This window comes from Sneathiella sp. (genome assembly GCF_047631475.1).
Taxonomy (GTDB): Bacteria; Pseudomonadota; Alphaproteobacteria; order Sneathiellales; family Sneathiellaceae; genus Sneathiella.
Genome location: NZ_JBLHZT010000004.1, coordinates 36,862 through 62,753, shown reverse-complemented (window position 1 = coordinate 62,753; position 25,892 = coordinate 36,862). Strand labels below are relative to the sequence as shown.

The window sequence follows — 25,892 nt, the reverse complement described above, 5'->3', positions numbered from 1 at the left end:
ATGGCGAACCTTAAAGAACTCAAAAATCGGATCACCAGCGTCACCTCGACGCAGAAAATCACCAAGGCCATGAAAATGGTGGCTGCGGCGAAACTGCGTCATGCTGAGGAAGCTGCTAATGCGTCCCGCCCTTACGCGGAACGTATGGAAGCAATGATGGTTTCCCTCGCTGCCGGTCTTGAAGGCCGGGAGGGACCCCGTCTTCTTCAGGGGAACGGATCCGATCAAAAGCACTTGCTTATTGTTGCTACAGGCGAGCGGGGATTGTGCGGTGGCTTTAACAGCTCTATCGCTAAAGCCGCTGCTCGGAAAGCCGATAGCCTGATGGCCGAAGGCAAAGATGTTCAGATTCTTTGTGTTGGGAAAAAAGGCAATGACGCGTTGAAGCGTAAATATGGTAAGCTGATTATTGATCTTGTTGATCTGTCAGGTTCCAAGAAAATTGGTTTTGGGGATGCCCAGCCGATCGCTCAGCGGGCTTTGTCGATGTTCGACGAAGATGCTTTCGATGTTTGTACAATTTTCTACTCGACCTTCGTTTCGGTTCTGACACAGGAAGTGACAGAACAGCAGTTGATCCCAGCGTCCATTCCAGAACGCAGCGATGATACTGAGAACGAAATCGATTATGATTATGAGCCTGAAGAAGAAGAAATCCTGGCAGACCTTCTGCCTCGGAATATCTCCGTTCAGGTTTATCGCGCGCTTCTTGAAAATTCTGCTTCCGAGCAGGGCGCAAGAATGTCCGCTATGGACAATGCGACGCGAAATGCGGGTGAGATGATTGATAAATTGACCTTGCAGTATAACCGTGAACGTCAGGCCGCAATTACGAGCGAACTGATTGAAATTATTTCTGGTGCGGAAGCCGTCTAACGGTTTCCCTGCTGGGATTTGGAAGAATTAAGTGACCCTTTAGGGAGCATTAAAATGGCGAAGAAGTCTGTCGGCAAAATTACCCAGGTGATGGGTGCCGTCGTGGACGTTCAGTTTGATGGCGATCTGCCAAACATTCTGAATGCCCTACATTGTGAAAACAACGGCCAGCGTTTGGTTCTGGAAGTTGCGCAGCATCTTGGTGAAAATACGGTTCGTACAATTGCCATGGACGCAACTGAAGGTCTGGTTCGGGGTCAGGAAGTTTCTGATACTGGCGACGCCATTCAGATGCCTGTTGGTCCTGAAACTTTGGGTCGTATCCTGAACGTTGTGGGTGAACCTGTTGATGAACGCGGACCAGTGAATGCGAAATCCACTGCTCCAATTCATGCAGACGCTCCTGACTTTGCGGATCAGTCAACTGAATCAGAAATTCTGGTAACCGGTATTAAGGTTGTTGACCTGCTGGCACCATACGCGAAGGGTGGTAAAATTGGCCTCTTCGGTGGTGCGGGTGTTGGTAAGACAGTTCTGATTATGGAACTGATCAACAACGTTGCAATGGGTCACGGTGGTTACTCCGTGTTCGCTGGTGTAGGCGAGCGTACTCGTGAGGGTAACGACCTTTACTACGAAATGATCGAAGGCGGTATTATCGACCTTGAAGGCGATAAATCCAAAGTGGCCCTCGTATACGGTCAGATGAACGAACCTCCAGGAGCGCGTGCGCGTGTTGCTTTGTCTGGTTTGACAATCGCGGAATATTTCCGTGATCAGGAAGGTCAGGACGTGTTGTTCTTCGTGGATAACATCTTCCGCTTCACACAGGCCGGTTCTGAAGTGTCCGCCCTTTTGGGTCGTATTCCTTCTGCTGTGGGCTACCAGCCTACATTGGCAACGGATATGGGTGCTTTGCAGGAACGTATTACATCAACAAACAAAGGTTCTATTACCTCTGTTCAGGCGATTTATGTTCCAGCCGATGACTTGACTGACCCGGCTCCTGCAACATCATTTGCTCACCTTGATGCGACAACAGTTCTGTCTCGTCAGATTGCAGAATTGGGTATTTACCCTGCTGTGGATCCACTTGACTCAACTTCTCGTATGCTTGACCCAGCTGTTGTTGGCGATCGCCATTACAATGTTGCCCGTCGTGTGCAGGAAACTCTTCAGACATATAAATCTTTGCAGGATATTATTGCGATCCTTGGTATGGATGAACTGTCAGAGGACGATAAACTGGTTGTGGCCCGTGCCCGTAAGATCCAGCGTTTCCTTTCACAGCCATTCCACGTAGCGGAGATCTTCACAGGCTCTCCTGGTAAATTCGTGAAACTCGAAGACACCATTGATGCTTTCGAAGCGATTGTTGCTGGTGAATATGATGATCTTCCTGAAGCCGCCTTCTACATGTGCGGTGGAATTGAAGAAGTGAAAGAAAAAGCTGCCGCTCTTGCTGCGGAAGCTGCGTAACGAGCCTGTATAGGGAGAGCGAATTATGGCTGATATGGTAACCATGGACCTAGTCTCGCCTGAGAAGCTATTGCTCTCGGATGAGTATGAAATGGTTGTTGTGCCGGGTTCTGAAGGCGATTTCGCCGTTATGGCCGGACATACAGCTGTGACCTCTTCCCTGCGCCCTGGCGTGATCTCCATCTTTGAAGGGGATACGGAAAAGGATCGGATTTTTGTTAATGGTGGTTTTGCTCAGATATCTGATGACAAACTGACTGTATTGGCAGAAGAAGCCATTCATGTGGCTGACCTGGATCGCGCAGATCTAGAGCAGCGTATTCAGGATGCTTCAGAAGATATTGCAGATGCCAAAGACGACGAAATTCGGCGTAAAGCGCAGGAAAGCAAAGAACAGCTTGAACAGCTTTTGGAAGCCCTCGTCTAGTAGGGTGACCAGACCGAACAAGAAAAAGGGGCCTTTTGCGGCCCCTTTTTTTATTGCCTTTTTTCTGGCTGTGATCGGGCATCTGTGCGAGAATCACACTTTATTGACCGACCAACATAAAAGGGATTATCTCAATGGGAGATAGGGCTGTTGTTCTGGGCAGCGGCATCGCGGGCTTACTGGCCGCGCGGGTGCTTTCTGACTTTTTCACTGATGTAACCCTGATTGAGCGGGATTCCAAACCGATTGCGCCCATCCCACGCAAAGGCGTACCGCAGGGGCACCATATTCATGTTCTACTGAATAAGGGAGAGGAGATCATTGAAACTCTCCTGCCCGGCTTTAAAGAGGCGCTGTTCAAAGGAGGTTCGGTTCAGGCGACACTTGGAAAAGAAGTGAAGTGGTATCTGGCCGGCAAATGGATGCCGACATTCGAAGGGGGCATGGTCACTTTTTTCCAATCGCGCCCTCTGCTGGAACAGGTTCTGCGCGATTTGGTCCTGAAAATTCGAAACGTCAATATACACTATGACACTGTATTTAAAGACTATGTTTATGATCTGCAGGGGGACCGGGTTACGGCCGTTACGGTTCACGAAAAAGGGGTCGAAGAAAGTGTGTCCTTGCCCGCAGATTTTATTTTGGATGCGTCGGGTCGGGGATCCAGCCTTGTTAGCCAACTGGAAAAGATGGAAAAAGAGGTGCCGCGTGAAAGTCGGGTGGGAGTCGATTTTGCGTATTCCAGTGGCCTTTTCGAATTAACTGCACCGCTCCCTGACGCTTGTAAGGCGATCTTGGTGTATCCAAAGGCCCCAAAAGAAACCCGCGCGGCGGCAATTGTTCCAGTTGAAGGGAATAAATGGCTGGTAACGGCCGCAGGTTACAATGGGGACCATCCGCCGTTGGATAAGAACGGTTTTCTTGAATTTACCAAAAGCCTGTCACAGCCCGAGATCCATGATGCGCTTCAATCGGCAACCCTCGTGGATGAATTGAAACCTTTTAAATTCAAGGCAGGCATCCGCCGATATTTCCATAAATCGGACCCGCTTCCAAAAAATCTGTTGGCAATCGGAGATGTGATTTGTAGCGCCAATCCCTTTTTCGGGCAGGGAATTGCAGTTGCCGCTCAAGAAGTGAAAGTATTGCAGGATTGTTTGAAAGAGAACGGTGTGGCGGGGCTTTGCCGGGATTCATTTTCGCGGCAGGATTATTTTGAAAGGATTTCAAAGATCCTGGACATCTCTTGGGGCCTGGCCATTGGGGAGGATCTTAAATATCCGACCACAACTGGAGAGAGGCCTTTCGGGTTTACTCTTAGCCGTTGGTTCAAAGACCGCATTATGTCATCGGATAATCCGGCTGTCGCCAGGCAGTTTTACAAAGTAATGCATTTTGCCGCGCCGCCCCGGTCACTGGTAAACTATCAGGTTTTAAAATCAGTTTTCACGTCGCGTAGTTAATATTACTAATTAATCAATAAAGCGAAATAAACAGACAGTAATCAATACAAAAAAGGCAAAGAAATTAAGTCTATATTTACCTTTCGCTACTAGCGTGCATGTGGGGTATTGCATTTATGGTCGTCCGCGACTTAATAAGCGATTGAATTAATATGTTTACAGGTAAGCTTGCTGACTACTACGGTAGCGGCAAAACTCGGATGAATTTCTTCACGTTACGTTTTTCGGACGTACAGGAAGAAAAAAACCACCACGAGGTGGAGCTCGTCAAGGCTCTGCCAATAATGCGTCTCGCATTATTCGGGGCGGTTTTTATCTATGCTGCTTTCAGTTTCCTTGACGCTTATGCCATCCCAGAAATCTTCTTTGAAGCTCTAATTATCCGCTTTGGTATTGTGGTGCCGATCTTTTTGGCCGCCGCGTTTGCCACTTTTATTCCGCGCTTGTGGCCATTTTCACAAATTATTGCGGCTGCGTGCATGCTCGCCTCAGGCTCCGGGGTGATCGCTATGATTGCCCTTGCCGACCCAATGGGGGGTGCGATCTATTTCGCAGGTCTGGTTCCAGTGATGATTTATTGTTGCTGTGTGCCGCCGGTGCGGTTTCTGTATGCTTTATCTGTCACACTGTTTTTGTTGGCTCTGTATAACCTGACCGTTCTGGTTCTTAATCCGGCACCGATTGATGTGGTGTTGGAAAACAACTTCTTTTTGGTTGTTGCTGCACTGATGAATATTTTCGCGAGTTATATTCAGGAACTGGCCCGTCGGCGGGACTACATCAATATGATCTTACTGGATCATGAACGGGCAAAGTCTATGACGTTGGCCGATAAGGCGCAGTCAGCCAACCATGCGAAATCTGAATTCCTGGCCATTATGAGCCATGAACTTCGGACTCCTCTCAATGCGATTATCGGGTTTTCGGAAATCCTGGAAAAAGAAATGTTCGGTCCGATCGGAACCAGCCAATATAAAGAATACTCTCACGATATTAAGGTGAGTGGCCAACATCTACTTGCAATTATCAACGACATTTTGGATCTGTCTAAAGCAGAGGCCGGTAAGCTCACATTGCAGGAGCAGGACTTGTCGCTGGTTGACCTTGTGAGTTCTAGCCTACGGATTGTAAGGGATAAAGCAGCAGAGAATGGCGTGAGGATTGCGTTTGATATTCCATCTACGAACCAAATTGTTTTTGCAGACAGCCGGCTTTTATCCCAGGTCTTTTTGAATGTCTTATCGAATGCCGTAAAATTCACGCCTAAAGGCGGGTCGGTTACAATCAGTTTCAAACAGTTTGAAGATGGTGGGCTGGATGTTCGGATTGAAGATACAGGCATTGGCATCGAAGAGGAGAATATCGATAAGGTATTTGCTCCGTTCGTTCAAATTGAAAGCAGCCTTGCCAGAAACTATGAAGGAACTGGGTTGGGGCTGCCTTTATCCAAAAATGTGATGGAACTTCATGGCGGAAGTATCCGGCTGGAAAGTAAAATCGGGCAAGGAACAGTCGCCCATATTTGCTTCCCTGCACACCGAAATCGCTTTGAAATGGAGGAGAACAGTCTCCTCCATGCGCAGGCCTAAAGTCATTTACTCAGGTTTTGTCACATACAGAATGTGGCAATGATTGGTTTTGTCTGCCTGAACTTCCAGTTTAGCCTCAGCAGGAATGTTTTTGGCCATCGCCAGCATTTCTTCCTCCGTCCGATATTCCAACTGCCAATCCGTGACGAACTCGACTTGCCATTCCAGACTTTTTTCTGAATCCTTCATACTCCCAATCATCAAGGTTCCGCCGGGCTTCAGGTTCTGGTACAAATCGCGGACCATGCGTTCAGCCCGTTTGTCTGTCAGATAATCAACCAAGCCTACAGCGTAGATAACATCCTGTGCTTCTATTTTTTTGAACAGATTGCCTGCCGCGAGGAATTCAATAAATGTTGCGTGTAGACATTTCACTGAAGCCCGACCGTCAAGACGGGATACTTGCGGATAACAATTCTTGTAAGCATAGTTCAGGGCGTCGTGGTCCTGATCGATTAATGTGAACTGAACCGACGGTGATAAAGTATATCCCTGTAGGAAGTTTGCAGCTTCCTGCGCGGGTCCACAGCCCAGACTTGCGACCTTGAAATCAGTGTGGCCTTTTTCTTGAGCCTTCGATGCGAGCTCAGCAAGCTTCTGCTTGACCATGGTCATCCGGGTTGCGATAAACTCGCCTGTTGAGGTTCCCAGTTTATGGCAAAGCTTGTCATGGGCCGTATCTCCCAGCAGCGCCAGGTTATAGGCATAGTTCATTACCTGAAAATCCCCTGGATAGCCAAGAGGCTTCATATAGGCCCGCCACCAACTGGCGCCGCTCATCAATTTTGGCGTGAGGGTATTTTCAGTGTATCGTTTGGCGGCTTTGATCGCGCTCGGATCGGATCGCATTTTATTCAGTTCGACCATTCCACGTTCTGATATTTTCTTCCAGCGGGCATGAACTTCTTCTTCACAGCTGAGAATAATGTCCTGAATACGTTCATCGCGTCTGGGCGCATTCGCGGGGATGTCTCGTTCCACCTTTTCTAGTGTGTTCCGTGTTGAACGGAGCAGGTAAACAGCATCAGCGATGATGGTTTTGTAGGCATCAGAAACCTGAACAGACAAATCCTGCATGCCAGACTGGATCCGTCGCTTCAGGGCAATGTCGTCATGATGGTCCAGGATATTCTGGATATCGAGATACCCTTTGGTCAGTTCAACCGCGACTTTCTGTTTTCCTTCATGGGCTTCAACTCTTGAAATTTTCCCTTTACCCTGGAAAATTTCGCTACTGCCGAGTTTCAGTTTGACGGGCAGGTCACTTTCGTTCTCTGCGTCCCAAGGGGCTTTTTCCGGGCAGACGAAACTGAGCCCGCTCATGCTCATGTCAAATATTTCAAAGGATTTATCATCGACATCAACGACGACCGATATGTCTTGCATAACAACTGAGGCGCGAAAACGTTCGGCTCGATAGAAAACGCGCTTACCTTCGCCGCCTGTGAGTTCTTCATAATGCTTCATTTTACCGTTACTCTCACTCTTCATTCGGTTAAATATTCCGAATAAGTTACATGGGACGTTTTGAGTTCTCTCAAATGACGACTTTTACAGTTCGGTTACGAAACATTTTTAGTTGATCGGCTTTTAGCCGTGTGTCCCAACAACAATATCGACGCCAAAATTAATAGCGTTAACAAATCATTAAAAAATTATAAGGGTAATTTCAGGTTTAAAACAACAGAGAATATTCAATTAAGAGTATACTAATATACAGGTACTAGATATGGTGTTTAAAATATTAACCATAACTGTACATAGAAAATGGGGGCTTTGGTACACTTTCAAGTGTTGCTCTAGCCGAAGTGAGAAGAGAATCTCTCGACAATTTTTTTGTAGATTTCTTTCTTGAAAGGAACAATCTCGGAAACCAGATTTTCACGCGCTGACCACTTCCATTCAGAAAATTCAGGATGCTCGGTCGCTATGTTTATCTCAGAATCCTTGCCTTTGAAGCGAAAGAGGAACCATTTTTGCTTCTGTCCCCGGTATTTTCCCTTCCAGATATTACCAATCAGATGATTCGGTAAATCATAAGTCAACCAGTCCTCGGTTTCAGCGATCAGATCGGCGTTGTCTGTGCCTATCTCTTCCAGCATCTCGCGAATGGCAGCGTCTCGTGGGGATTCACCATCGTCAATCCCGCCTTGTGGCATTTGCCAATAGTCGGAAGGCATATCGATGCGTTTTCCAACAAAAACTTCGTTCCTCGCATTCAGCACCATAATGCCGGCACAGGGGCGATACGGCAGATCTCTTGCTTCAGTCATTGGATTTCCTGTCGATTAACGGCTGCCGAAACGGGCACTAAGACATATCCTTTCCGCGCGAGCGTTTGTGCCCAGCGGTTTATCCGATCCAACGTGACCGGATAGGGATAGCCAATGCCGACAGCGGTGCCGGTAAAGCGGGCAATTCTTTCAAGGTCGGCCAGCCGTGCGTCAATCGTTGCCCGATCGGCTTTATGATCCAGAAAACGATTATTGATCGCAACGGGTATGTTCAATTTCGCAGCTGTTGGGCCGGCGATGCTTTTGGCAGAGGTGCGCCCATCCAGGAATAAGAGGCCCCGTTCCTTAATAACGCTTAAAATAGGCGCGATATCATCGGGTGATGCGGTAAACCGGGAGCCCATCTGATTGGTGACACCTGAATAGCCGGTAAAGCGTCCCAGCATCCATTCTAGCCGTTTCAGATTTTCCCGATCGGTCAGGCTGGTCAGTAGACTGTGTTCGCCGGGGTCATTCTTAGGATAGCCAAATGGCTCCATAGGAAGTTGCAGCAGAACCTCGTGTCCGGCAGCGCGCGCCTGCTCAACCCAACTTTGAAGATCTCGCCCATGAGGATTGAACGAGAGGGTAACAGAGCCGGGCAGGTTCTGAATGGCCGATCGGGTTGCTTGATTGCTCATGCCCATTTCACTCATGACAATCGCAATTCTGGGGCGATTGAGAGGATCTTCAAATGGTTTGCGGTAGATCCGCCAAGGCTGACGGCCATCAGTGCTGATCGTCGGTAAAAGGCCATAATCCGATTTCGACGTCAGGGCAGGGTCCGGGACAGGGGGAAGAGGTGTATCCTCACCCGGAATTGCTTTCAGCTTTGAAAAACTGGGAACCTGTTTTTCGGCCGTTGGGCTCGTTGGCTTCGTTGTATCCTTTGCCTCTAGCGGGGTTTCAATGGCTGATGGTTTATCAGGTTCGCCGCTTTCCGTCTTTTCCGTTAGTGGTGGGGCGGATGGCTTTGCCTCGGAAGTCACTTCGGTTGATGGTTCTGCAACCTCTTCTGGTGTTTGGCCTGTCTGCGCTACCTTTGGCTTTTCAGAAACTGCCTTTGACGGCTCAGTGACAGCAATCGGGGTTTGCGTCCGATTGTCTGTCTCATCCGATTTTTCTGGATGGGGAAGATCTGGTGTTTTCTCCGCTGTTTTAGTTTGTTCCGCATCCGAAATGGGTGCGTCTTTGTCTGTCTCTGAAGAGATGTCCGCCTGAGTTGGAGCTTTTTCAGTGGTAGGTTTCTTGTCCGGTGGTAGCGAGGCCACAGGTTCTTTTTCCGCCTGCAGCGTTGGTTCTGCCGCCGTTTCAGTAGCCGGTGCTGGGTCCTGAGGTTCCTGAGGAAGCGGCTCTGCTTTATCCGCTGGCGCGTCAACCCGAACGGCCACCCCTATTTCGGTAGTTGCTCCGGTTTGTTGCAACGAATCCGTGCCATAGCTTTGCCAGGCAAGCCATCCCCCCAATCCGGCAACTGATAGAAAAAGGAGGCCATACAGAACAGATAAAACCGACAGTCCTTTCCCGGACGCCGGTTTTACCTGCTTATTATTTCCTGTCGTTTTCAAAAGGCACTCGCTGCAATAAAAAAGCTTCGGTTAGTTAAACGCTTTTTTCGCAAAGAGTGAAACACCTTTCAACAGATCTTTTGCCCGCAACAGCTGATAATCCTGAATTTCTTCATTTTCAGCGACCTCATCTTCTGCCGTTGCACTGTCTTCTTCAGCGCCATTGGCCAAATGATTTCTGAGATCGGCTTCAGATCGGCGGGCTCCGTTCTCGAGAACTTCAAGGCGGGATTGTTTGACTTCGATATCCGGAACAATGCCTTTTGCCTGAATGGATATGCCGGACGGTGTATAGTATCGGGCTGTGGTCATGCGCATGGCGCCGTTGCCTTGCAGCGGAACGATGGTCTGAACAGAGCCTTTGCCAAAGCTTTTTGTGCCCAGAATAACAGCGCGGCGATGATCTCTTAATGCGCCTGCGACAATTTCCGATGCGCTTGCTGAACCACCATTGATAATAACAATAATAGGCTTGCCGTTTATGACATCATCGTCTGTCGCGTTATACCGCTGAGAATCGCGGGCTTCGCGTCCGCGGGTGGAGACAATTTCGCCTTTTTCAAGGAAAGCATCAGAGACGGCTATCGCCTGATCCAGAAGCCCGCCCGGATTATTTCTAAGATCCAGAATGAGACCTCTGTAATCTCCGCCGGCTTCTTCCGCCAGATCACGAATGGTTTTTCTCAGTCCAGTATTCGTTTGTTGTGTAAAACTGGAGATCCGGACATACAGGATATCATCGTCCTCAAGTCGGCCACGAACTGACTGAACAGTGATAATCGCGCGGGTAATCGTGAGTTCGATGGGTGCTTTGGCGCCTTTGCGTCGGATGGTCAGGCCAATATCCGTATCCACCAGTCCGCGCATTTTTTCAACAGCATCAGAAAGAGACAGGCCCAGAACGGGTTCTCCGTCCAGATGGGTAATATAATCGCCAGCCTGAACACCGGCTGCCGCCGCAGGGGTGTCATCAATCGGTGTTACAACCTTTACAAGGCCATTTTCCATGGTCACTTCAATGCCGAGACCGCCAAATTTACCACGGGTCTGAACTTTCATGCCCTGATAGTTTTTTGGATTAAGGTAGCTGGAATGCGGGTCCAAAGAGGCCAACATGCCATTAATCGCCGCTTCGATCAGTTTGGCGTCATCCACTTCTTCAACATAATCCTCGCGGATCTTTGCAAAGACATCTCCGAACAGATTGAGCTGCCGGTATGTTTCAGAGCTGGCTTCTACTTTTCTCTCTGGCGTGGTGATAATCGCCAGAGACAGCGCGATAACTGCTATCGCCATTATGCCCGTAAAAACATGTCTCATTATCCACTGACCTTTCTATTTTCCGACGTCAACCAGGGTACTGGATTGACCGGAGATCCCTTAACTCTCAACTCCATATATAGCGTTGGTTTTCCATTTTTGTCATTCTTCATTTGACCGACAGGTTCACCAGCCAGCAAAAGCTGACCAACAGACCCATCAATGGACCCCATACCGGCGAGAAGAGTATGATATCCTTCTCCATGATCAATAATCAACAAAAGCCCGTAATTTCTAAAAGGACCAGCAAACGCTATCTGGCCATCATAGGGTGAAATCACTGCGGCTTCATCTCTTGTTTCGATCACAATTCCGTTTCTTGTACTGGACGACCCGGATTTTCTAAACCCTGAAATTATCCTGCCACCGACTGGTAAAGGAAGTGTGCCTTTTACAGCAGAAAAAGGTTGCCCACCGCCAATGGCGGCCAATTCCAGTTTCTTTTCCTCTGCGCGGATCGGTTTTTCAGGGGCTGGCGGCGGCCCTGATTTATGAGATGGCACAGGAAGGGGAACAGAAGCGACAGCCGGTGCTTGTTTGTCCGTCTCCGTTTTTGCTTTTTCTTCCTGTTGCTCAGCAAAGAGTTTTGAGGCCGCTTCCTTGGCGGCACGCCGTTTTTCCTCTGCCGCCGCGATGTCAGCCTCTATTCTTTGTCGTTCCTGTTCAAGACGCGCTTTTTTTTCTGTTTCAAGTCTGTTCATCAAGGCGACAAGATCACGGGCTTCAAGGCTGAGCTTTTGTTGTTGTCGCTCTTCTCGCGCGTTCAAACCGGACAACGCCGCGCGAGCCGCACTTTTTGAATCCAGTAAAGCGGTCAGTGTTTCCTGTTCTGATCGTCGGCTTTTACGAAGTTCAGCAAATTTTTGTTGCTCGCTCAGGAACTGGTCTCGGAGGTTGGCAAGGGTTTCCAATTGAACCGACAACAGATCGGCGTCTTTTTTTAGGGCTGGAATCGCCGACCGAAGCAAAGTCGCGGCCCGAAGGTTATTGATTAAATTTTCAGGGCTACCGATCAAGGTACCCTCAGGCTGTCGGGAGAGCTGTAATAAAGCCGAGAGTGTTTTTGCCAACCCCTTATTCTGTTTTGATAGTGTCTGGAGGGTTTGATGTTCAACTTCAGAGATATCCGCAAGCCGTGTTTCGGTTTCCAGAAGTTTTTTATCAATCTTGGTCAACCGATTTGCCGCCGCCACGGATTTTCGCTTAAGCGCCGTTATCTCGCTGGAAAGAAGTTGCAACCGTCCTGCAATTTCATTTTGTCGCTCAGATGAGACAGCAAGTGCTTTTCGCAATTTTGCGAGTTCTTCATCGGGGCTGGCAGACCAGGCTGGTGATGCCAAACAAGTCGTGAAAAGGCCCACAATAACGGCAGCGGCAAGTGTCGCTTTGGATAGGGGGAAGGTCCTGAGATCAGGACGCAGCACGATTTTCCTGCTTTTCATCATTCGTTTCGGCGAGATTGCGACCTGTCATTTCTTCAGGGACCGACAGACCCATAAAGGAAAGAACCGTAGGCGCCACGTCCGCCAATGTTCCGTTTTGCAATTTGCTTTCTGCTTCGCCAACGGCCAGGACAAAAGGAACAAGATTGGTTGTGTGTGCTGTGTGCGGCTCATGACTTGTCTGATCTCTCATCAGCTCAATATTCCCATGATCGGCCGTGATAAGCATGACACCTCCCACTTTTTCAACCGCTTCAGCTAATCGCCCGATACAGCCATCCATTGTTTCGACAGCCTTGATTGCGGCCGACAGAACACCGGAATGACCCACCATGTCAGGGTTCGCAAAATTCACGACGATCAGATCAAATGTTTCATCCGTAATCGCGCTGATCAGTTTTGCTTCTACTTCTGGTGCGGACATTTCCGGTTGTAAATCGTAAGTTGCGACTTTCGGGCTGGGGATCAGGATCCGTTCTTCGCCTTGATAGACCTGTTCTTCTCCGCCGTTCAGGAAAAAGGTCACATGGGCATATTTTTCGGTTTCAGCAATTCGCAGCTGGGTCCGCCCGCTCTTAGAGACAACTTCACCCAAAGTTTGTTTCACTTCGACCGGTGGGAACAGCGCAGGGATACGAGACGCCAGTTGCGCGGAATATTCAACCATTCCAACAATGGCCACCAGTTTAGGCATGGCCCCTTTGTCAAAACCGGTGAAGGTTTCGTCTGTCAGGGCGTCAAGAAACTGACGGGCCCGGTCCGCCCGAAAATTTGTCATCAGGAAAGCATCACCGTCCTGTATGCCTTTGTATCCCTCCCGAATGTGAGGTGTCATAAATTCGTCGGTTTCGCCTTTAGCATAGGCTGCCTCTATAGCATCAACAGAAGATGTCATGACGGTTCCAGTTCCGTGGAACAGGGCATTCCATGATTTTTCCACCCGATCCCAGTTCTTGTCCCGGTCCATGGCAAAGTAGCGGCCGCAGAGTGTCGCAATTTCAACCAGATCCAGAGAGCCGAGCTCTGTTTCGACGTCTTTGATAAATTCAAGGCCACTGGAAGGGGGCGTATCCCGGCCGTCCAGAATGGCATGAATTTTAGTGGGGATACCCGCTTCTTGAAAAATGCGGGCAAGGGCGATCGTGTGGTTCTGGTGTGAATGGACACCCCCTGGAGAGAGAAGTCCTGAAAGGTGGCAGGTGCCACCGGATGCTTTTAACTTTCCAATCATTTCCAGCAGGCGTTCATTTTTGCCCAGCGTGCCCGTATGAATTTCGCTATTGATACGGGGAAGGTCCTGCAAAATCACCCGGCCACTTCCAATTGTCATGTGACCGACTTCTGAATTTCCCATCTGGCCTTCGGGTAATCCGACATCTTCACCAGATGTGCCCAGCAGGCTCATCGGACGAGAGGCAACCATTGCATCCCAGTTGGGCGTGTTCCCAAGGGCGATGGCATTGTCGGTCGCGTCTTCGCGGTAACCCCAGCCATCCAGAATGCATAAAAGGACAGGACGGTTTTTTTGATCGTTGGAAATATCATTCATCATAGTGTTATACCGGTTCGCAGGTTAAATTTCCAATTTTTTCAACAAGATGGTGGCTTGTTCATGCCCGATGATAGGGGTGGTTGGTCAGGATTGAATGGGCTCTGTATAGCTGTTCAGCCAGAAGTCCCCGCACCATAAGATGAGGCCACGTCATTTTACCGAGAGAAAGTTTGTGATCCGCTTGCTGTAAAAGGGAAGGGCAATGGCCATCAGCGCCGCCAATGAGAAAGGCGATATCCTGAACACCGTCATCGATTAATCGGCCGAGAAGCTGGGAAAACTCGACGCTGCCATGTTCTTTTCCATATTCGTGCAGCGCGATAAGTGTGGCACCCTTGGGAATTGCTTTCAGCAGGAGTTCAGCTTCTCTTGATTTAAGCTGATCCCCTTTCAGGGGCTTTTTCTCTTCGACTTCTTTTAAGGTTATTTGCCAGGGCAGGCGGCCAGAATATTCGGCATACAGGTCCTGCAGTGGCCCGCCGCGAAATTTGCCAACGCTGGCAATGGTCAGGCGCATCCTGATCTCCTGAATTCTGGCGGCGACTGATCGCCGCCGTACTTAGTTTGTCATTTCGGCCGACAGCGTGGGCGACCAGATTTTTTCTAGATTGTAAAATTCTCTGACTTCCGGGCGGAACAGGTGAACAATGACGTCTCCTGCATCAACAAGCACCCAGTCTCCATTGGATTTACCATCAATCTGGACATGACCAAAACCGGCATCCTTGATGCGTTCTTTCAAATGGTCTGCCATCGCCCCTACCTGACGGGAGGAACGACCATTGGCGATTACCATATAGTCAGCAAATGAGGTTTTTCCGGAGAGGTCAATGGAAACAACGTCCTCCGCCTTATCGTCCAGCAGGCTCGCTTGGACCAGATCGCGGAGTTGGGCAACAACGGCTTCTTTAGCGTTCATAATCGGGTTAAATCTACTCCAGTAGAAAAATTAAAAAGGATACAAAACAAACAGTATCATTGACTAATGTGGGAATTTTTGCGCTTAAGAGCAAGCTTTTCCTTCGGTCTGGCGAAGATTTCTTATTTGTGTGCTGCTCAATTTATGTTTCGTATGCGAAATAAAAGTCCAGCGTGGGGTCGGACCTGTTGCAAAATTGATAATAGGACGATTAAATCCGGCCGGAAAAACGCGCCTTTTTGCATAGAGCGTTGCGGCTTTTCCTGACAGGGCTTTTTGTGTATATCCGGGGCGATCAAACACAGCAATCGGCACCAGATCAAAAATTTCCCGCCAATGATACCATTTCGGTATTTGAATTAAGTTATCCGCGCCCATCAACCAGACGAAATGGTGAAAAGGGTGGCGTTCCTGCAAAGCCTGAATGGTGTTGGCTGTATAGGTTTCCCGCAAGTCGAATTCGATGGTCGAAATCTTTATCCTTCGGCCCCGCGCGATCTTTAGCGCCGATTGAATGCGATCGTCGGCCCGCCCCATATCCTCGGCAGATTTCAAGGGGTTTTGCGGTGATACTAGCCACCATACCTCGTCCAGATCCAGCGTTCGAAGGGCGGTTTCACTAATATATAAATGGCCTTCATGGGCAGGGTTAAAGGATCCGCCCAGAAGGCCTATTTTACGTGCTCGCATGATTATGGCCGGGTTTGGCCAACACCTTTGACCTGATATTTGAAACTGGTGAGTTGCTCCACACCAACAGGGCCGCGGGCGTGCATCTTGCCCGTGCTGATCCCGATTTCGGCGCCCATCCCGAATTCACCGCCATCAGCAAATTGCGTGGACGCATTGTGAAGAACAATCGCACTGTCAACAACGGATAGGAATTCCGTCGCAGCCGCCTCATCTTCGGTGATAATACAATCCGTGTGATGGGAGCCATAGGTTTCAATATGCTGTATGGCGGCTTTTTGGTTCTCCACGATTTTTACAGCGACAATAGCGTCCAGATATTCTGTCTGCCAGTCCAATTCTGTTGCCTGATTCGCACGGGGCTCCAACTCGCAGACTTTTTTGTCACCGCGAATTTCGCAGCCCGCGTCAATTAACGTCTCAAGAATTGGTTTCAGGTGGCTATCGACCACCGCCTGATCTACGAGCAATGTTTCCAATGACCCACAAATGCCTGTCCGCCGCATTTTAGAATTCAGAACGATATCGCAGGATTTTTGCAAGTCAGCATTTTTTGCCACATAAATATGCACAAGACCGTCGAGATGTGAAAAGACAGGCACACGGCTTTCTCGCTGGACCCGCTCGATCAGGTTTCTGCCGCCGCGCGGCACAATGACATCGACTGTCTCGGACATTGTCAGCAGTTTGCCAACCGCAGCCCGGTCCGTTGTTGGAATAATCTGAATAGCTTCGGCAGGAAGGTTCGCTGTTTTCAATCCTTCTTGCAGGCAATCCCAGATAGCCCGACTTGAATGAAAACTTTCAGATCCCCCTCTTAAGATACAGGCATTGCCTGCTTTCAGGCAAAGTGCACCCGCATCAGCCGTTACATTGGGGCGGGATTCATAAATAATTCCGATGACCCCAAGAGGCACCCGAACGCGCGAAATTTCCAAACCATTTGGGCGATCCCATTCGGCAATAACATCGCCGACGGGATCTGGGAGGGCCGCAATGTCTTCCAAGCCTTTTGCCATCGCTTCAACACGCGCGGCGTCCAGTTTCAGGCGATCCAGAAAGGACGGCGCTGTTCCTTTGTCGAGTGCCGCCTGCATATCTTTCTCATTGGCCGCCAGGATTGTCGCTGTATTTGTTCGCAAAGACTTGGCCGCAGCGGCGAGCGCGGTATTTTTGGCGTCCGTCGGGGATTGTGACAGAATCTGTGAGGCGTGTTTTGCGCCTGTGCCCAGAGTTTCCATGACACTGTCGATCGAATTGTCTTCTGCAATGTTGGAATGTACCGTCATAACCGTTGTCCGTTTTCTTGTGTTTTAATCTAGGACTAACTCATCCCGATGAACAATTTCATCTCGGCCAGAATAGCCCAGAATTTTTGCAATCTCACTACTTTTGTGACCAATGATCCGAAGAGCGTCTTCAGAGGAATAGGCGGTCAACCCGCGCCCTAGTTCTTCGCCGTGCGGCCCTTCAATGGCAATCAGGTCGCCCCGCTCAAACGTACCGATGACTTTTGTCACGCCCGCTGGTAACAGGCTGGTTCCCCGTGACAAGGCCTGAAGGGCACCTGCGTCAACGCAGTAGGTTCCTTGCGTCGACAATCCGCCAGCGATCCATTTTTTGCGGGCACTTCTGGGCGTGTCTGCGGCAACAAAACAGGTTGTCCGCGCCCCGCGTTCAATTGCTGTTAAGGGGTGCTGGATCGTGCCACTGGCGATGTACATGTGACATCCTGCAGCCATCGCGATTTGGGCCGCTTTAAGTTTCGTGACCATGCCGCCGCTTCCAACGTCCGTTTGAACACCTCCTGCCATTGACAGAATATCCTCAGTGAGGTTCGAAACTTCCGAAATGAATTCGGCGTCCGGATTTTGTGACGGGTCTTCTTTATAAAGGCCATCCACGTCACTCAGCAGGACGAGGCAATCCGCACCTATCATCTGTGCGACGCGGGCGGCCAATCGATCATTGTCGCCATAGCGGATTTCGCTGGTGGCGATGGTATCGTTTTCATTGATAACGGGAACAGCACCGAGGGACAACAACGTCGATAAAGTGCTTCTGGCATTCAGATAGCGCCTGCGTTCTTCCGTATCCCCCAGGGTGAGAAGGATTTGCGCCACGTTCAGGTCATATATGCCTAAAAATTCCTGATAGGCATGGGCGAGTTGGATTTGTCCAGCGGCCGCAGCGGCCTGACTTTCTTCCAGCTTTAACACGCCGCTCTTAAGTTTTAGAATTTGACGCCCAAGCGCAATCGAGCCGGATGAGACGATCAGAACTTCCTGTCCGCGTTCGCGCATGACAGAAATATCCTCTGCCAATGCACTCAGCCAGGATTTCCGTAATTTTCCTGTCTCCCCGTCGACCAGAAGGGCCGAGCCAATTTTTATGACAACCCGCTTGGCCGTTGTGAATCTATCGCTTAAGGCTGCCATTTCTCTTCTTCTTCGCCTGCTTCCAACCGTTCGGCTGCTTGTTGTTCGGCTTTTTCATCCTCTTTGTCCGCATGGATGATATCCATCAGTTCAAACAGGACTTCATCAACCTTGTCCCCCGTAACAGCGGAGATCGTCATGACTTTGCTACCAGACAATTTCTCAAGGATCGCGACTTTTTCCGCTATTTCCTCATCCAGTAGAGAGTCGATTTTGTTTAGAACAAGAATTTCTTCTTTCTTGGCTAGATCTTCGGCATAAGCATCCAGCTCACCCCGAATGGTCTTGTAAGAGGCGGCTACATCTTCTTCGGTTCCGTCGATCATATGGAGCAAAACACGGCAACGTTCCACATGTCCAAGGAAACGGTGGCCAAGACCAACGCCTTCTGACGCGCCTTCAATCAAACCAGGGATATCGGCAAGCACAAATTCACGGTTGCCTGCCCGGACAACACCCAATTGAGGAACGAGTGTTGTAAACGGGTAGTCGGCTATTTTTGGTCGGGCACGACTGGTTGCGCTGAGGAAGGTTGACTTGCCGGCATTCGGCAAACCGACCAGACCGGCATCCGCGATCAGTTTCAGGCGCAGCCAGATCCAGCGTTCTTCACCGGGCCAGCCCTCTTCAAATTTCCGTGGGGCACGGTTGGTTGATGTTTTAAACGCGGCGTTGCCACGGCCGCCATCGCCGCCCTTACAAAGAGCAATTTCCTGACCGACCTCGGTCATGTCGGCAATGAGTGTGTCATTGTCATCTTCAAGGACCTGCGTTCCGACAGGCACCTTCAGAATGACATCCGGGGCGGACGCTCCTGTACGGTCGCGGCCCATTCCATGTCCGCCATTCTTGGCTTTGAAATGCTGCTGATACCGGTAATCAATCAGGGTGTTAAGGCCGTCAACACACCGGATAAGGACAGAACCGCCTCGACCGCCATCGCCGCCGTTCGGACCGCCAAATTCAATGTATTTCTCGCGCCGGAAACTGACAGAGCCGGGCCCGCCGTTACCAGACTTTAGATAGATTTTCGCCTGATCTAGAAATTTCATGATAATTGTCGCCGTTTTGCGGCAGATTTTGCTGCCTTGTTAGATAAACGCAAAAAAGGGGAATGGCTAGACCATTCCCCTTCTTCAAATCTTTAAACCGTCGTTGGTGGCTTTACGCCTGACCCGCCACGGATACATAGATCTTTCCGCCACTTTTCTTGGTAAAGGTTACTTTACCTTCAGCAACGGCGAAGATGGTGTGATCCTTGCCCATTCCAACATTTTCACCCGGGTACCACTTAGTGCCACGCTGGCGCAGAATGATGTTGCCAGGAATTACGGCTTCGCCGCCATATTTCTTGATGCCAAGGCGGCGACCTGCGGAGTCGCGACCGTTACGGGATGAACCACCAGCTTTCTTATGTGCCATCTAGCTTACTCCTCGCTTGCTTTTTCAGCGGCCTTTTTAGGGGCTGCTTTTTTGGCTGCTGCTTTCTTAGGGGCTGCTTTTTTAGCGCCTGAAGCTGCAATATCTGTAATTCTCAGAACAGTGATGTCCTGACGATGACCGGCTTTACGACGGTAATTTTGACGACGTTTCTTTTTGAAAACGACAATCTTGTCAGCCCGGCCCTGCTCTAGAAGAGTGGCTGAAACAGTCGCACCTTCTACGGTAGGGGCACCTACTGTCAGAGCACCATCTTCCGCGGTGACGGCTAGAACTTGGTCCAGCTGTACAGTATCACCAGCTTCACCTGAAAGGCGTTCTACTTTGATAACATCGTTTTTGGCGACTTTATATTGCTTGCCGCCGGTTTTGATCACTGCAAACATGGCTGATCCGTTTCGAACATAATGGATGGTCGCCGGGACGTGTTTCCCCGCGCACCTCAATTGAAGGCCGCAATATATCTATGGTCATTGTTAAGTCAACATGATTCACAGTCTTTATTGCAGTTTTTCGACAAAGGGCTCGAATATGGACGTTATTGTAGGGACTGGAGGGACAAATCAAGGTTTGTACTCTGATCCGTGTTTCCTGCTGGGCGGCTGACTGATCGTTTTTTTCGGAAATTTTGTCATAAAAAATGAATCACAGGCGCAAATATACGAATCCTTATTGCTCAGGCTTGCACAACGGGATCAAAAAGTGTGAACTGTTGGTCCATTCCTCATAGAAAAAGAACAAGAGAGGGCAATATAATGAGTGCAGATAACGAGATGGAGCGCTTCGATCCTTTTAGTCATACATTGGTTGAAACAAAGGGATTTGAAGAATTACAGGTAGGAGACCGGTTTCCTATTCCCTCCCGTACCATTGGGGGCGCAAATTTTGCGGCGTTTCAATTAGCATCGGGGGATAATCATCCTATTCACTATGACGAAGAATACTGCAAAGCGCTGGGCTATGAGGGATTGCTCGCCCACGGCTTTCAGGTCCTAATTCAGACTTGCCCGGGCGCAGGATTATTCCCCCATGTCCTTGGAGAATGCATGATCGGCTTTATTGAACAGTCCAGTAAATTCCTGAAGCCGCTTATTGCAGGGGATACGGTTTATCCGTTGCTTGTTATTTCAGATCTGAAAAAACAGACAAAAACGGGTGTTGTGACTGTCAAATCAACGGTCCACAATCAGCGCAATGAGCTTCTGATGGAAGGTGAAATGAAATTCCTTGTGAAACTTAAACCGGAATAAGGATCGAGATATGGCTGGATATCTGTCTTTCCGGGATCAGTCGCGGCACTATTTTGATCGACCTCATGAAGGCCCTGCAACAGAACCGGTGAAGGGAGAGGCCGCCTGGATCGGGGACGCGCTTCGTTCGTCGGAAGGCTGGATTGAAACCTTTACGCCGGAAGAGATTTCAGAAATTAATGCCGCACTGGCTTTTTCGGCAAAACAGGGCAAGCCAACCAAGGCGCTTAGTCCGTCTGACTTTCCGTTGCCGCATTTATCGGAAAAAATACAGAAGTGGCGGAAGGTGCTGCATTCCGGACGCGGATTTCAGGTATTGCGAGGGTTGCCGGTTGATGACTGGGGACCGGAAAAGGCAGAGCGCTTTTTCTGGTGCTTTGGTCTTCATCTTGGGCGACCGGGGGCGCAAAATGCAGCGGGTGATTTGTTGGGTCATGTCGTCGACACGGGGGCCGCGGAAGATGATCCGCTTTCCAGACTATACAAGACGGCATCTAAGATAAAATATCATTGCGACGGGGCCGATGTCGTCGGTCTTTTATGCCTGAATAAGGCGAAGTCAGGGGGGCGAAGCCGGATCGTCAGTTCTGTCACTGTGTTTAACCGGCTTCTGGAGAGTCGGCCGGATCTGGCGGCATTGCTGTTTGAAAGCCGCCCGTTGGATATTCGAAATGAAAGTAAATCGGGCGCCCGGTCGCACATCCGAGTAACACCCTGCACGTATGCAATGGGTCGGTTATCTACGTTTTACCATGCGGATTATTTCAGATCTGCTGTTCGTCACGCGGATGTGCCTGCTTTTTCTGAAATCGATCAACAGCTTCTTGATAATTATGAACGGATTGCCGCTGACCCAGCCCTGTATCTGGATATGGATCTTGAGCCGGGCGACATTCAGCTTTTGTCCAATCATACAAACCTGCATGCTAGAACGGATTATATTGATCAGGAAGATCCTGCCAAAAGACGGCACCTTCTCAGGCTATGGTTGTCTTTAGAATAATAGCCAGAAAGGCGCGGTGTATCTCGAACCTTTCTGGCGGATCCTGTTTTATTCAGAACGCACAGAACCGTATGACGGGGCACTTATGCATGTGTGTTATGGCCTAACGCCAAAGCTGGGGCGCCCGGTTTTTCGAAGGGGCGCTGCAAGATCAGCAAATTCACACAGTAATTTTCGGGTATCGCGAGGATCAATGATTTCTTCCACCATAAAGCGCTCTGCCGTTCTGAAGGGTGATTTATACTGGTTCAGGCGGGCTTCGATTTCCGCGAGCGTGGCGTCAGGATCATCAGAGGCTTCTATTTCCGACTTGTAAGCAGCTTCCAGTCCCCCCGCAACGGGTAAAGATCCCCAGTCGCCGGACGGCCAGGCATATCTGATATTGAAGCGTGATGCGTTCATATGGGCGGCCCCAGCAACCCCGTAGGCTTTGCGCAAAATAATACTGCACCACGGAGTTTTCGCCTGAAATATAGCAGTCATCGCGCGAACGCCGTGGCGAATGGTGGCTTGTTCTTCAGCTTCGCGCCCAACAAGAAAGCCCGGAACATCAACCAGATGAACCACCGGCAGGTGAAACGTTTCAGCAAGGTCGACAAATCGTAAGACTTTATCCGCGGCATCGGATGTCCAGGCGCCAGCATAATGGTAAGGATCGCTTGCCATTACGGCGACGGGCCAGCCATCCAGCCGGGCAAATCCGGTAATAACGGAGCGGCCCCATTTCTTGCCCATTTCGAAAAAGCTGTCTGTGTCGAAAACCGATTTCAGAATTTTCCGCATTTTATAAACCTGTCTTGGATTTCGCGGAATTGCCTCAATCAACCAGTCATCTTTTCGGTCGGCCGGATCCACGCAGGCTGAACGGGCTGGTAGTTGGTGCACGGATGGCGGAAGGTAGGATAAGAACTGGCGTGTTCGCTCGAAGGCTTCTTCTTCAGAGGCGACTTCGTCGTCAACAGCCCCGTTCTTAGTATGAATGTCCGAGCCGCCAAGCTCATTCTTGTCGAGATGTTCCCCAACCCTTGCGACAACGGGCGGACCCGCAACAAACATCTGTGAGGTGCCTTTGACCATCATGGAATAATGTGAAGCGGCAACCCGCGCGGCGCCCAGTCCGGCGGTTGAACCAAGCGCCAGCCCAACAACAGGCACTGTCGAGAGGTTGTCGACAACCACTTCCCAGCCACGAACGGCTGGAATATACGTGCGACCTTCTGTTTCGATCGTTTTTACGGACCCGCCACCGCCGGTACCGTCAACCAGCCGAACAAGAGGCAGTTCCAATTTATTAGCCATTTGTTCTACATGGGTGAGCTTCTCGCGAATGCCGGCATCATTGGCGCCGCCGCGGACCGTGAAATCGTCACCGGCAACAATTACCGTTCGGCCATCCAGTTTGCCCCGTCCTGTGATGAGGTTGGCGGGTTGCATCTGGGTAATATTCCCCTCGGCATCATAGTCTACTTTGCCCGTTACCGAGCCGACTTCGTGAAAGCTGTCTGGATCAAGCAGTTTCTGGATGCGATCTCTAACCGGTAGTTTTCCGTTCTTTATGTGGCGGGCAAGCTTTTCTTCGCCGCCCATTTTTTTGGCAAGTTCTTGACGGCGGCGAAGTTCGTTAATTTCTGGTTCCCAGGACATTTGATTCTCCCCTTATTATTTTTTTAGAATACTAGGGGAGAGCCAATCAAATAGCGAGGGGTTAAGATTTAGGCCGTTCAGATTTTGGATCATACAAGGGGCTAAGGCTTGCTGAGGCGGGATATTTCACGCCGGCAATTTCGATTTCGTACGTACTGGCGAGCAACGCCGATTTATCAAAACGGCCGTCGTATTTTACATATCCCAAACCAACAGCGCCGCCGACGGTATGGCCATAGGCTGCCGACGAAATATTCCCGGCCCGTTTGCCATCACGCCAGATCGGTTCGTCATGCAACAACGTGGCGTCTTTATCTCGCAATGTGAAAATAAGGAGACGTTTGCCATACCCTTCCTGTTTTTGTTTGAGCAACGCGTCTTTTCCGATGAAGCCTTCTGGTTTGTCCCAGTCAATTGTGAAGGCAAGGCCCGCTTCAAGGGGGGTGTCTTCATCCGTAATATCATGACCCCAATGGCGATAGCCTTTTTCAATGCGGAGCGAGTCCATCGCGTGATACCCCGTATGTTTGAGGCCATGCTTTTGCCCGGCAGCGACAATAGTGTCGTAAACATTTTGGGCAAATTCTGTTGGAATATAAAGTTCCCAGCCCAATTCCCCAACATAGGTGATCCGTGTGGCTTGCACCTTTGCGTAAGCAAGATCAATTTCCTGACTGGTACCAAATGGAAAGGCTTTGTTGCTTAAATCGCTGCTGGTAAGAGATGAAAGCAGGGCACGGGAATTAGGGCCCATAATTCCTAAAACCGCATAGGCCGACGTCACATCTGTTGCGGTTACGTGATCTTTTTCTGTGATCTGTTTGTTGATCCAGTGAAGATCCCGCACTTGTGATCCCGAGGCGGTGACCACCATAAAACAGGATTGCGAGAGACGAGTGATGGTAAGGTCCGCTTCGATCCCTCCGCGGGCATTGAGCCATTGAGTATAGACAACCTTACCATTTTCTACCGAGAGGTTGGCGGTGGAAAGCCGGTTCAGGAAAGCTTCCGCATTGGCCCCTTGCACTAGATATTTGGCAAATGAGCTTTGGTCAAACAGGCCAACAGTTTCCCGCACAGCGGTATGTTCGGCCGCGGCATTGTCAAACCAGTTCTGGCGGCCGAAACTATACTTGTATTCCGCTTTCATTCCGTCGGTTGCGTACCAGTTGGGGCGCTCCCATCCTGCTTGTTCACCAAAGCACGCGCCGGCTTGTTCCAATCGATCGTGGAGTGTTGACTTGCGAACGTTTCGGGCGGTTTCGGGCTGACGAAAAGGCCAGTGCATTTGATATAATAGACCAAGACTTTCTTTGGTTCTGTCATACAGATATTGTCGATTGGACTGAAACGGCATTGTCCGGCGAATATCCACATCCCAAAGATCCATGGTGGGTTCGCCTTGGTCGATCCAGTCAGCAAGGACTTTTCCCGCTCCGCCGGCTGATTGAATGCCGATGGAATTAAAGCCGGTGGCCATGAACAGATTTTCCATATTGGGCGCTTCGCCGAGTAAATATCGATCGTCAGGCGTGAAGCTTTCGGGACCATTGAAGAATGTGCGAATACCTGTTTTCTCCAGAATAGGCATCCGCTGCATGGCGTTCATCAGAAAGGGTTCAAAATGGTCAAGGTCGGGGGGAAGTTCATCAAAGCAGAAATCTTCTGAAATTCCGTTGTGTCCCCAAGGTTTCGCAACCGGCTCAAACGCACCGATCAAGAGTTTTCCTGCATCTTCCTTGATGTAGATACTGTGATCGGGGTCGCGCAGGACGGGCAGGTCATTGGGCAGGCCATCGATCCCTTCCGTTACAACGTAGAAATGCTCAGCGGCATGTAGAGGGACCGAGACACCGATGGCGGCGGCGATGTCCCGGGACCACATTCCGCCGCATAAAACCACCTTTTTTGCAGATATGGGGCCGTGATCAGTCTCAACGCCGGTTATCTTTCCGTCACGATGCTGGATATTTTCAACTTTGACCCCTTCATGGATATGGGCCCCATTGTCGCGGGCAACAGAGGCCATGGCACGGGTGGTGTCGATGGGGTTGGTTTGGCCATCGCTTGGTAGAAAAATGGCGCCAAGCAAATCTTCTGTTGTAATCAAAGGCCAACGATTTTTGATTTCCTCCGGGGTGAAAATCTCGCATTCCAGTCCCAGATTGCGGGCCATGGAAGCACCGCGGCGTAACTCTTCCCACCGGCCTTCTGTCATTGCGCAACCTAACGAGCCGTTCTGTTTAAAGCCGGTGGAATAGTCCGTGGTGGTTTCCAGATCACGATAGAGATCACTGGTATATTGAGCCATGCGCGTAAGGTTACTGGTGGCCCTTAATTGCCCAACCAGTCCAGCCGCATGCCACGTGGTTCCGCAAGTCAGGTCTTTGCGTTCCAGCAGATGGACATCTTTATACCCAAGTAATGCAAGGTGATACGCAACAGAGCAGCCGATGACACCGCCCCCGATGATGATGATATCTGCGCTTTGAGGAAGTGAGACTGTTCGTGACATGGCG

General features: G+C 49.9%; 23 protein-coding genes. 7 read left to right on the top strand and 16 right to left on the bottom strand.

Annotation, left to right across the window (positions count from 1 at the left end; genetic code table 11):
- The 5 genes from ACJAYR_RS02635 (at window position 1) to ACJAYR_RS02615 (ending at window position 5,834) form a co-directional block, all read left to right on the top strand.
- Window positions 1-876 carry a F0F1 ATP synthase subunit gamma gene (locus ACJAYR_RS02635; RefSeq protein WP_415235163.1) on the top strand — a complete coding sequence of 292 codons (876 nt, stop codon included), beginning with the start codon at window positions 1-3 and terminating at the stop codon, window positions 874-876.
- Window positions 877-930: 54 nt separating this feature from the next.
- A complete protein-coding gene (gene atpD, locus ACJAYR_RS02630) occupies window positions 931-2,355 on the top strand; it encodes a F0F1 ATP synthase subunit beta (RefSeq protein ID WP_415235162.1) in 1,425 nt (474 codons plus the stop codon).
- Between the two features lie 25 nt (window positions 2,356-2,380).
- Complete coding sequence (locus ACJAYR_RS02625; protein WP_415235161.1) at window positions 2,381-2,782, top strand: F0F1 ATP synthase subunit epsilon; 402 nt, start codon at window positions 2,381-2,383, stop codon at window positions 2,780-2,782.
- Between the two features lie 134 nt (window positions 2,783-2,916).
- The gene (locus ACJAYR_RS02620; protein ID WP_415235160.1) at window positions 2,917-4,245 is read left to right on the top strand and encodes an NAD(P)/FAD-dependent oxidoreductase; all 1,329 of its coding nucleotides are present in this window, start codon (window positions 2,917-2,919) and stop codon (window positions 4,243-4,245) included.
- Window positions 4,246-4,397: 152 nt separating this feature from the next.
- The gene (locus ACJAYR_RS02615; protein WP_415235159.1) at window positions 4,398-5,834 is read left to right on the top strand and encodes a sensor histidine kinase; all 1,437 of its coding nucleotides are present in this window, start codon (window positions 4,398-4,400) and stop codon (window positions 5,832-5,834) included.
- Between the two features lie 6 nt (window positions 5,835-5,840).
- Here the strand turns inward: ACJAYR_RS02615 and ACJAYR_RS02610 are convergent, their stop codons facing one another.
- The 14 genes from ACJAYR_RS02610 to rplU all read right to left on the bottom strand — a co-directional run bounded on the left by ACJAYR_RS02610 (window position 5,841) and on the right by rplU (window position 19,862).
- The gene (locus ACJAYR_RS02610) at window positions 5,841-7,325 is read right to left on the bottom strand and encodes a class I SAM-dependent methyltransferase (protein WP_415235158.1); all 1,485 of its coding nucleotides are present in this window, start codon (window positions 7,323-7,325) and stop codon (window positions 5,841-5,843) included.
- A gap of 308 nt (window positions 7,326-7,633) precedes the next feature.
- Window positions 7,634-8,107: an RNA pyrophosphohydrolase gene (locus tag ACJAYR_RS02605; RefSeq protein WP_415235157.1), complete on the bottom strand. Its 474-nt coding sequence runs from the start codon at window positions 8,105-8,107 to the stop codon at window positions 7,634-7,636.
- Window positions 8,104-9,675, bottom strand: a complete 1,572-nt coding sequence (locus ACJAYR_RS02600; protein ID WP_415235156.1) for a divergent polysaccharide deacetylase family protein — start codon at window positions 9,673-9,675, stop codon at window positions 8,104-8,106. The genes ACJAYR_RS02605 and ACJAYR_RS02600 overlap by 4 nt, the downstream gene beginning before the upstream one ends.
- A 30-nt stretch (window positions 9,676-9,705) precedes the next feature.
- A complete protein-coding gene (locus ACJAYR_RS02595; protein ID WP_415235155.1) occupies window positions 9,706-10,995 on the bottom strand; it encodes a S41 family peptidase in 1,290 nt (429 codons plus the stop codon).
- The gene (locus ACJAYR_RS02590) at window positions 10,995-12,419 is read right to left on the bottom strand and encodes a peptidoglycan DD-metalloendopeptidase family protein (RefSeq protein WP_415235154.1); all 1,425 of its coding nucleotides are present in this window, start codon (window positions 12,417-12,419) and stop codon (window positions 10,995-10,997) included. Before ACJAYR_RS02590 ends, ACJAYR_RS02595 begins: the two co-directional genes overlap by 1 nt.
- Entirely contained in the window at window positions 12,406-13,989 is a 1,584-nt protein-coding gene (gene gpmI, locus ACJAYR_RS02585; RefSeq protein WP_415235153.1) for a 2,3-bisphosphoglycerate-independent phosphoglycerate mutase, read from the bottom strand. The genes ACJAYR_RS02590 and gpmI overlap by 14 nt, the downstream gene beginning before the upstream one ends.
- A 58-nt stretch (window positions 13,990-14,047) precedes the next feature.
- On the bottom strand, window positions 14,048-14,506 hold the full coding sequence (gene rlmH, locus ACJAYR_RS02580; protein WP_415235152.1) for a 23S rRNA (pseudouridine(1915)-N(3))-methyltransferase RlmH: 459 nt from the start codon (window positions 14,504-14,506) through the stop codon (window positions 14,048-14,050).
- Window positions 14,507-14,548: 42 nt separating this feature from the next.
- Window positions 14,549-14,908 (bottom strand): ribosome silencing factor, encoded by a 360-nt coding sequence (rsfS, locus tag ACJAYR_RS02575; RefSeq protein WP_219821642.1) that lies wholly within the window; start codon window positions 14,906-14,908, stop codon window positions 14,549-14,551.
- An 84-nt stretch (window positions 14,909-14,992) separates the two neighbouring features.
- Entirely contained in the window at window positions 14,993-15,598 is a 606-nt protein-coding gene (gene nadD / locus ACJAYR_RS02570) for a nicotinate (nicotinamide) nucleotide adenylyltransferase (RefSeq protein ID WP_415235151.1), read from the bottom strand.
- 2 nt (window positions 15,599-15,600) lie between these two features.
- Window positions 15,601-16,887 carry a glutamate-5-semialdehyde dehydrogenase gene (locus tag ACJAYR_RS02565; protein ID WP_415235150.1) on the bottom strand — a complete coding sequence of 429 codons (1,287 nt, stop codon included), beginning with the start codon at window positions 16,885-16,887 and terminating at the stop codon, window positions 15,601-15,603.
- A 24-nt stretch (window positions 16,888-16,911) separates the two neighbouring features.
- Window positions 16,912-18,036, bottom strand: a complete 1,125-nt coding sequence (gene proB, locus ACJAYR_RS02560; protein ID WP_415235149.1) for a glutamate 5-kinase — start codon at window positions 18,034-18,036, stop codon at window positions 16,912-16,914.
- Window positions 18,024-19,088 (bottom strand): GTPase ObgE, encoded by a 1,065-nt coding sequence (gene obgE / locus ACJAYR_RS02555; RefSeq protein ID WP_169544193.1) that lies wholly within the window; start codon window positions 19,086-19,088, stop codon window positions 18,024-18,026. The genes proB and obgE overlap by 13 nt, the downstream gene beginning before the upstream one ends.
- A 112-nt stretch (window positions 19,089-19,200) precedes the next feature.
- Window positions 19,201-19,458 carry a 50S ribosomal protein L27 gene (gene rpmA, locus ACJAYR_RS02550; RefSeq protein ID WP_415235148.1) on the bottom strand — a complete coding sequence of 86 codons (258 nt, stop codon included), beginning with the start codon at window positions 19,456-19,458 and terminating at the stop codon, window positions 19,201-19,203.
- A gap of 5 nt (window positions 19,459-19,463) precedes the next feature.
- Window positions 19,464-19,862, bottom strand: coding sequence for a 50S ribosomal protein L21 (gene rplU, locus ACJAYR_RS02545; RefSeq protein ID WP_169544195.1), 399 nt, complete (start codon window positions 19,860-19,862; stop codon window positions 19,464-19,466).
- A gap of 387 nt (window positions 19,863-20,249) precedes the next feature.
- Here rplU and ACJAYR_RS02540 point away from each other — a divergent pair, with 387 nt between their 5' ends.
- Together ACJAYR_RS02540 and ACJAYR_RS02535 are read left to right on the top strand one after the other, a co-directional pair.
- Window positions 20,250-20,726, top strand: a complete 477-nt coding sequence (locus ACJAYR_RS02540; RefSeq protein WP_415235232.1) for a MaoC family dehydratase — start codon at window positions 20,250-20,252, stop codon at window positions 20,724-20,726.
- Window positions 20,727-20,736: 10 nt separating this feature from the next.
- Complete coding sequence (locus ACJAYR_RS02535) at window positions 20,737-21,729, top strand: TauD/TfdA family dioxygenase (RefSeq protein ID WP_415235147.1); 993 nt, start codon at window positions 20,737-20,739, stop codon at window positions 21,727-21,729.
- A gap of 96 nt (window positions 21,730-21,825) precedes the next feature.
- Here the strand turns inward: ACJAYR_RS02535 and ACJAYR_RS02530 are convergent, their stop codons facing one another.
- On the bottom strand, window positions 21,826-23,373 hold the full coding sequence (locus ACJAYR_RS02530; RefSeq protein ID WP_415235146.1) for an acyl-CoA carboxylase subunit beta: 1,548 nt from the start codon (window positions 23,371-23,373) through the stop codon (window positions 21,826-21,828).
- Window positions 23,374-23,434: 61 nt separating this feature from the next.
- Window positions 23,435-25,888, bottom strand: coding sequence for a GcvT family protein (locus ACJAYR_RS02525; protein WP_415235145.1), 2,454 nt, complete (start codon window positions 25,886-25,888; stop codon window positions 23,435-23,437).
- Window positions 25,889-25,892: the final 4 nt, after the last annotated feature.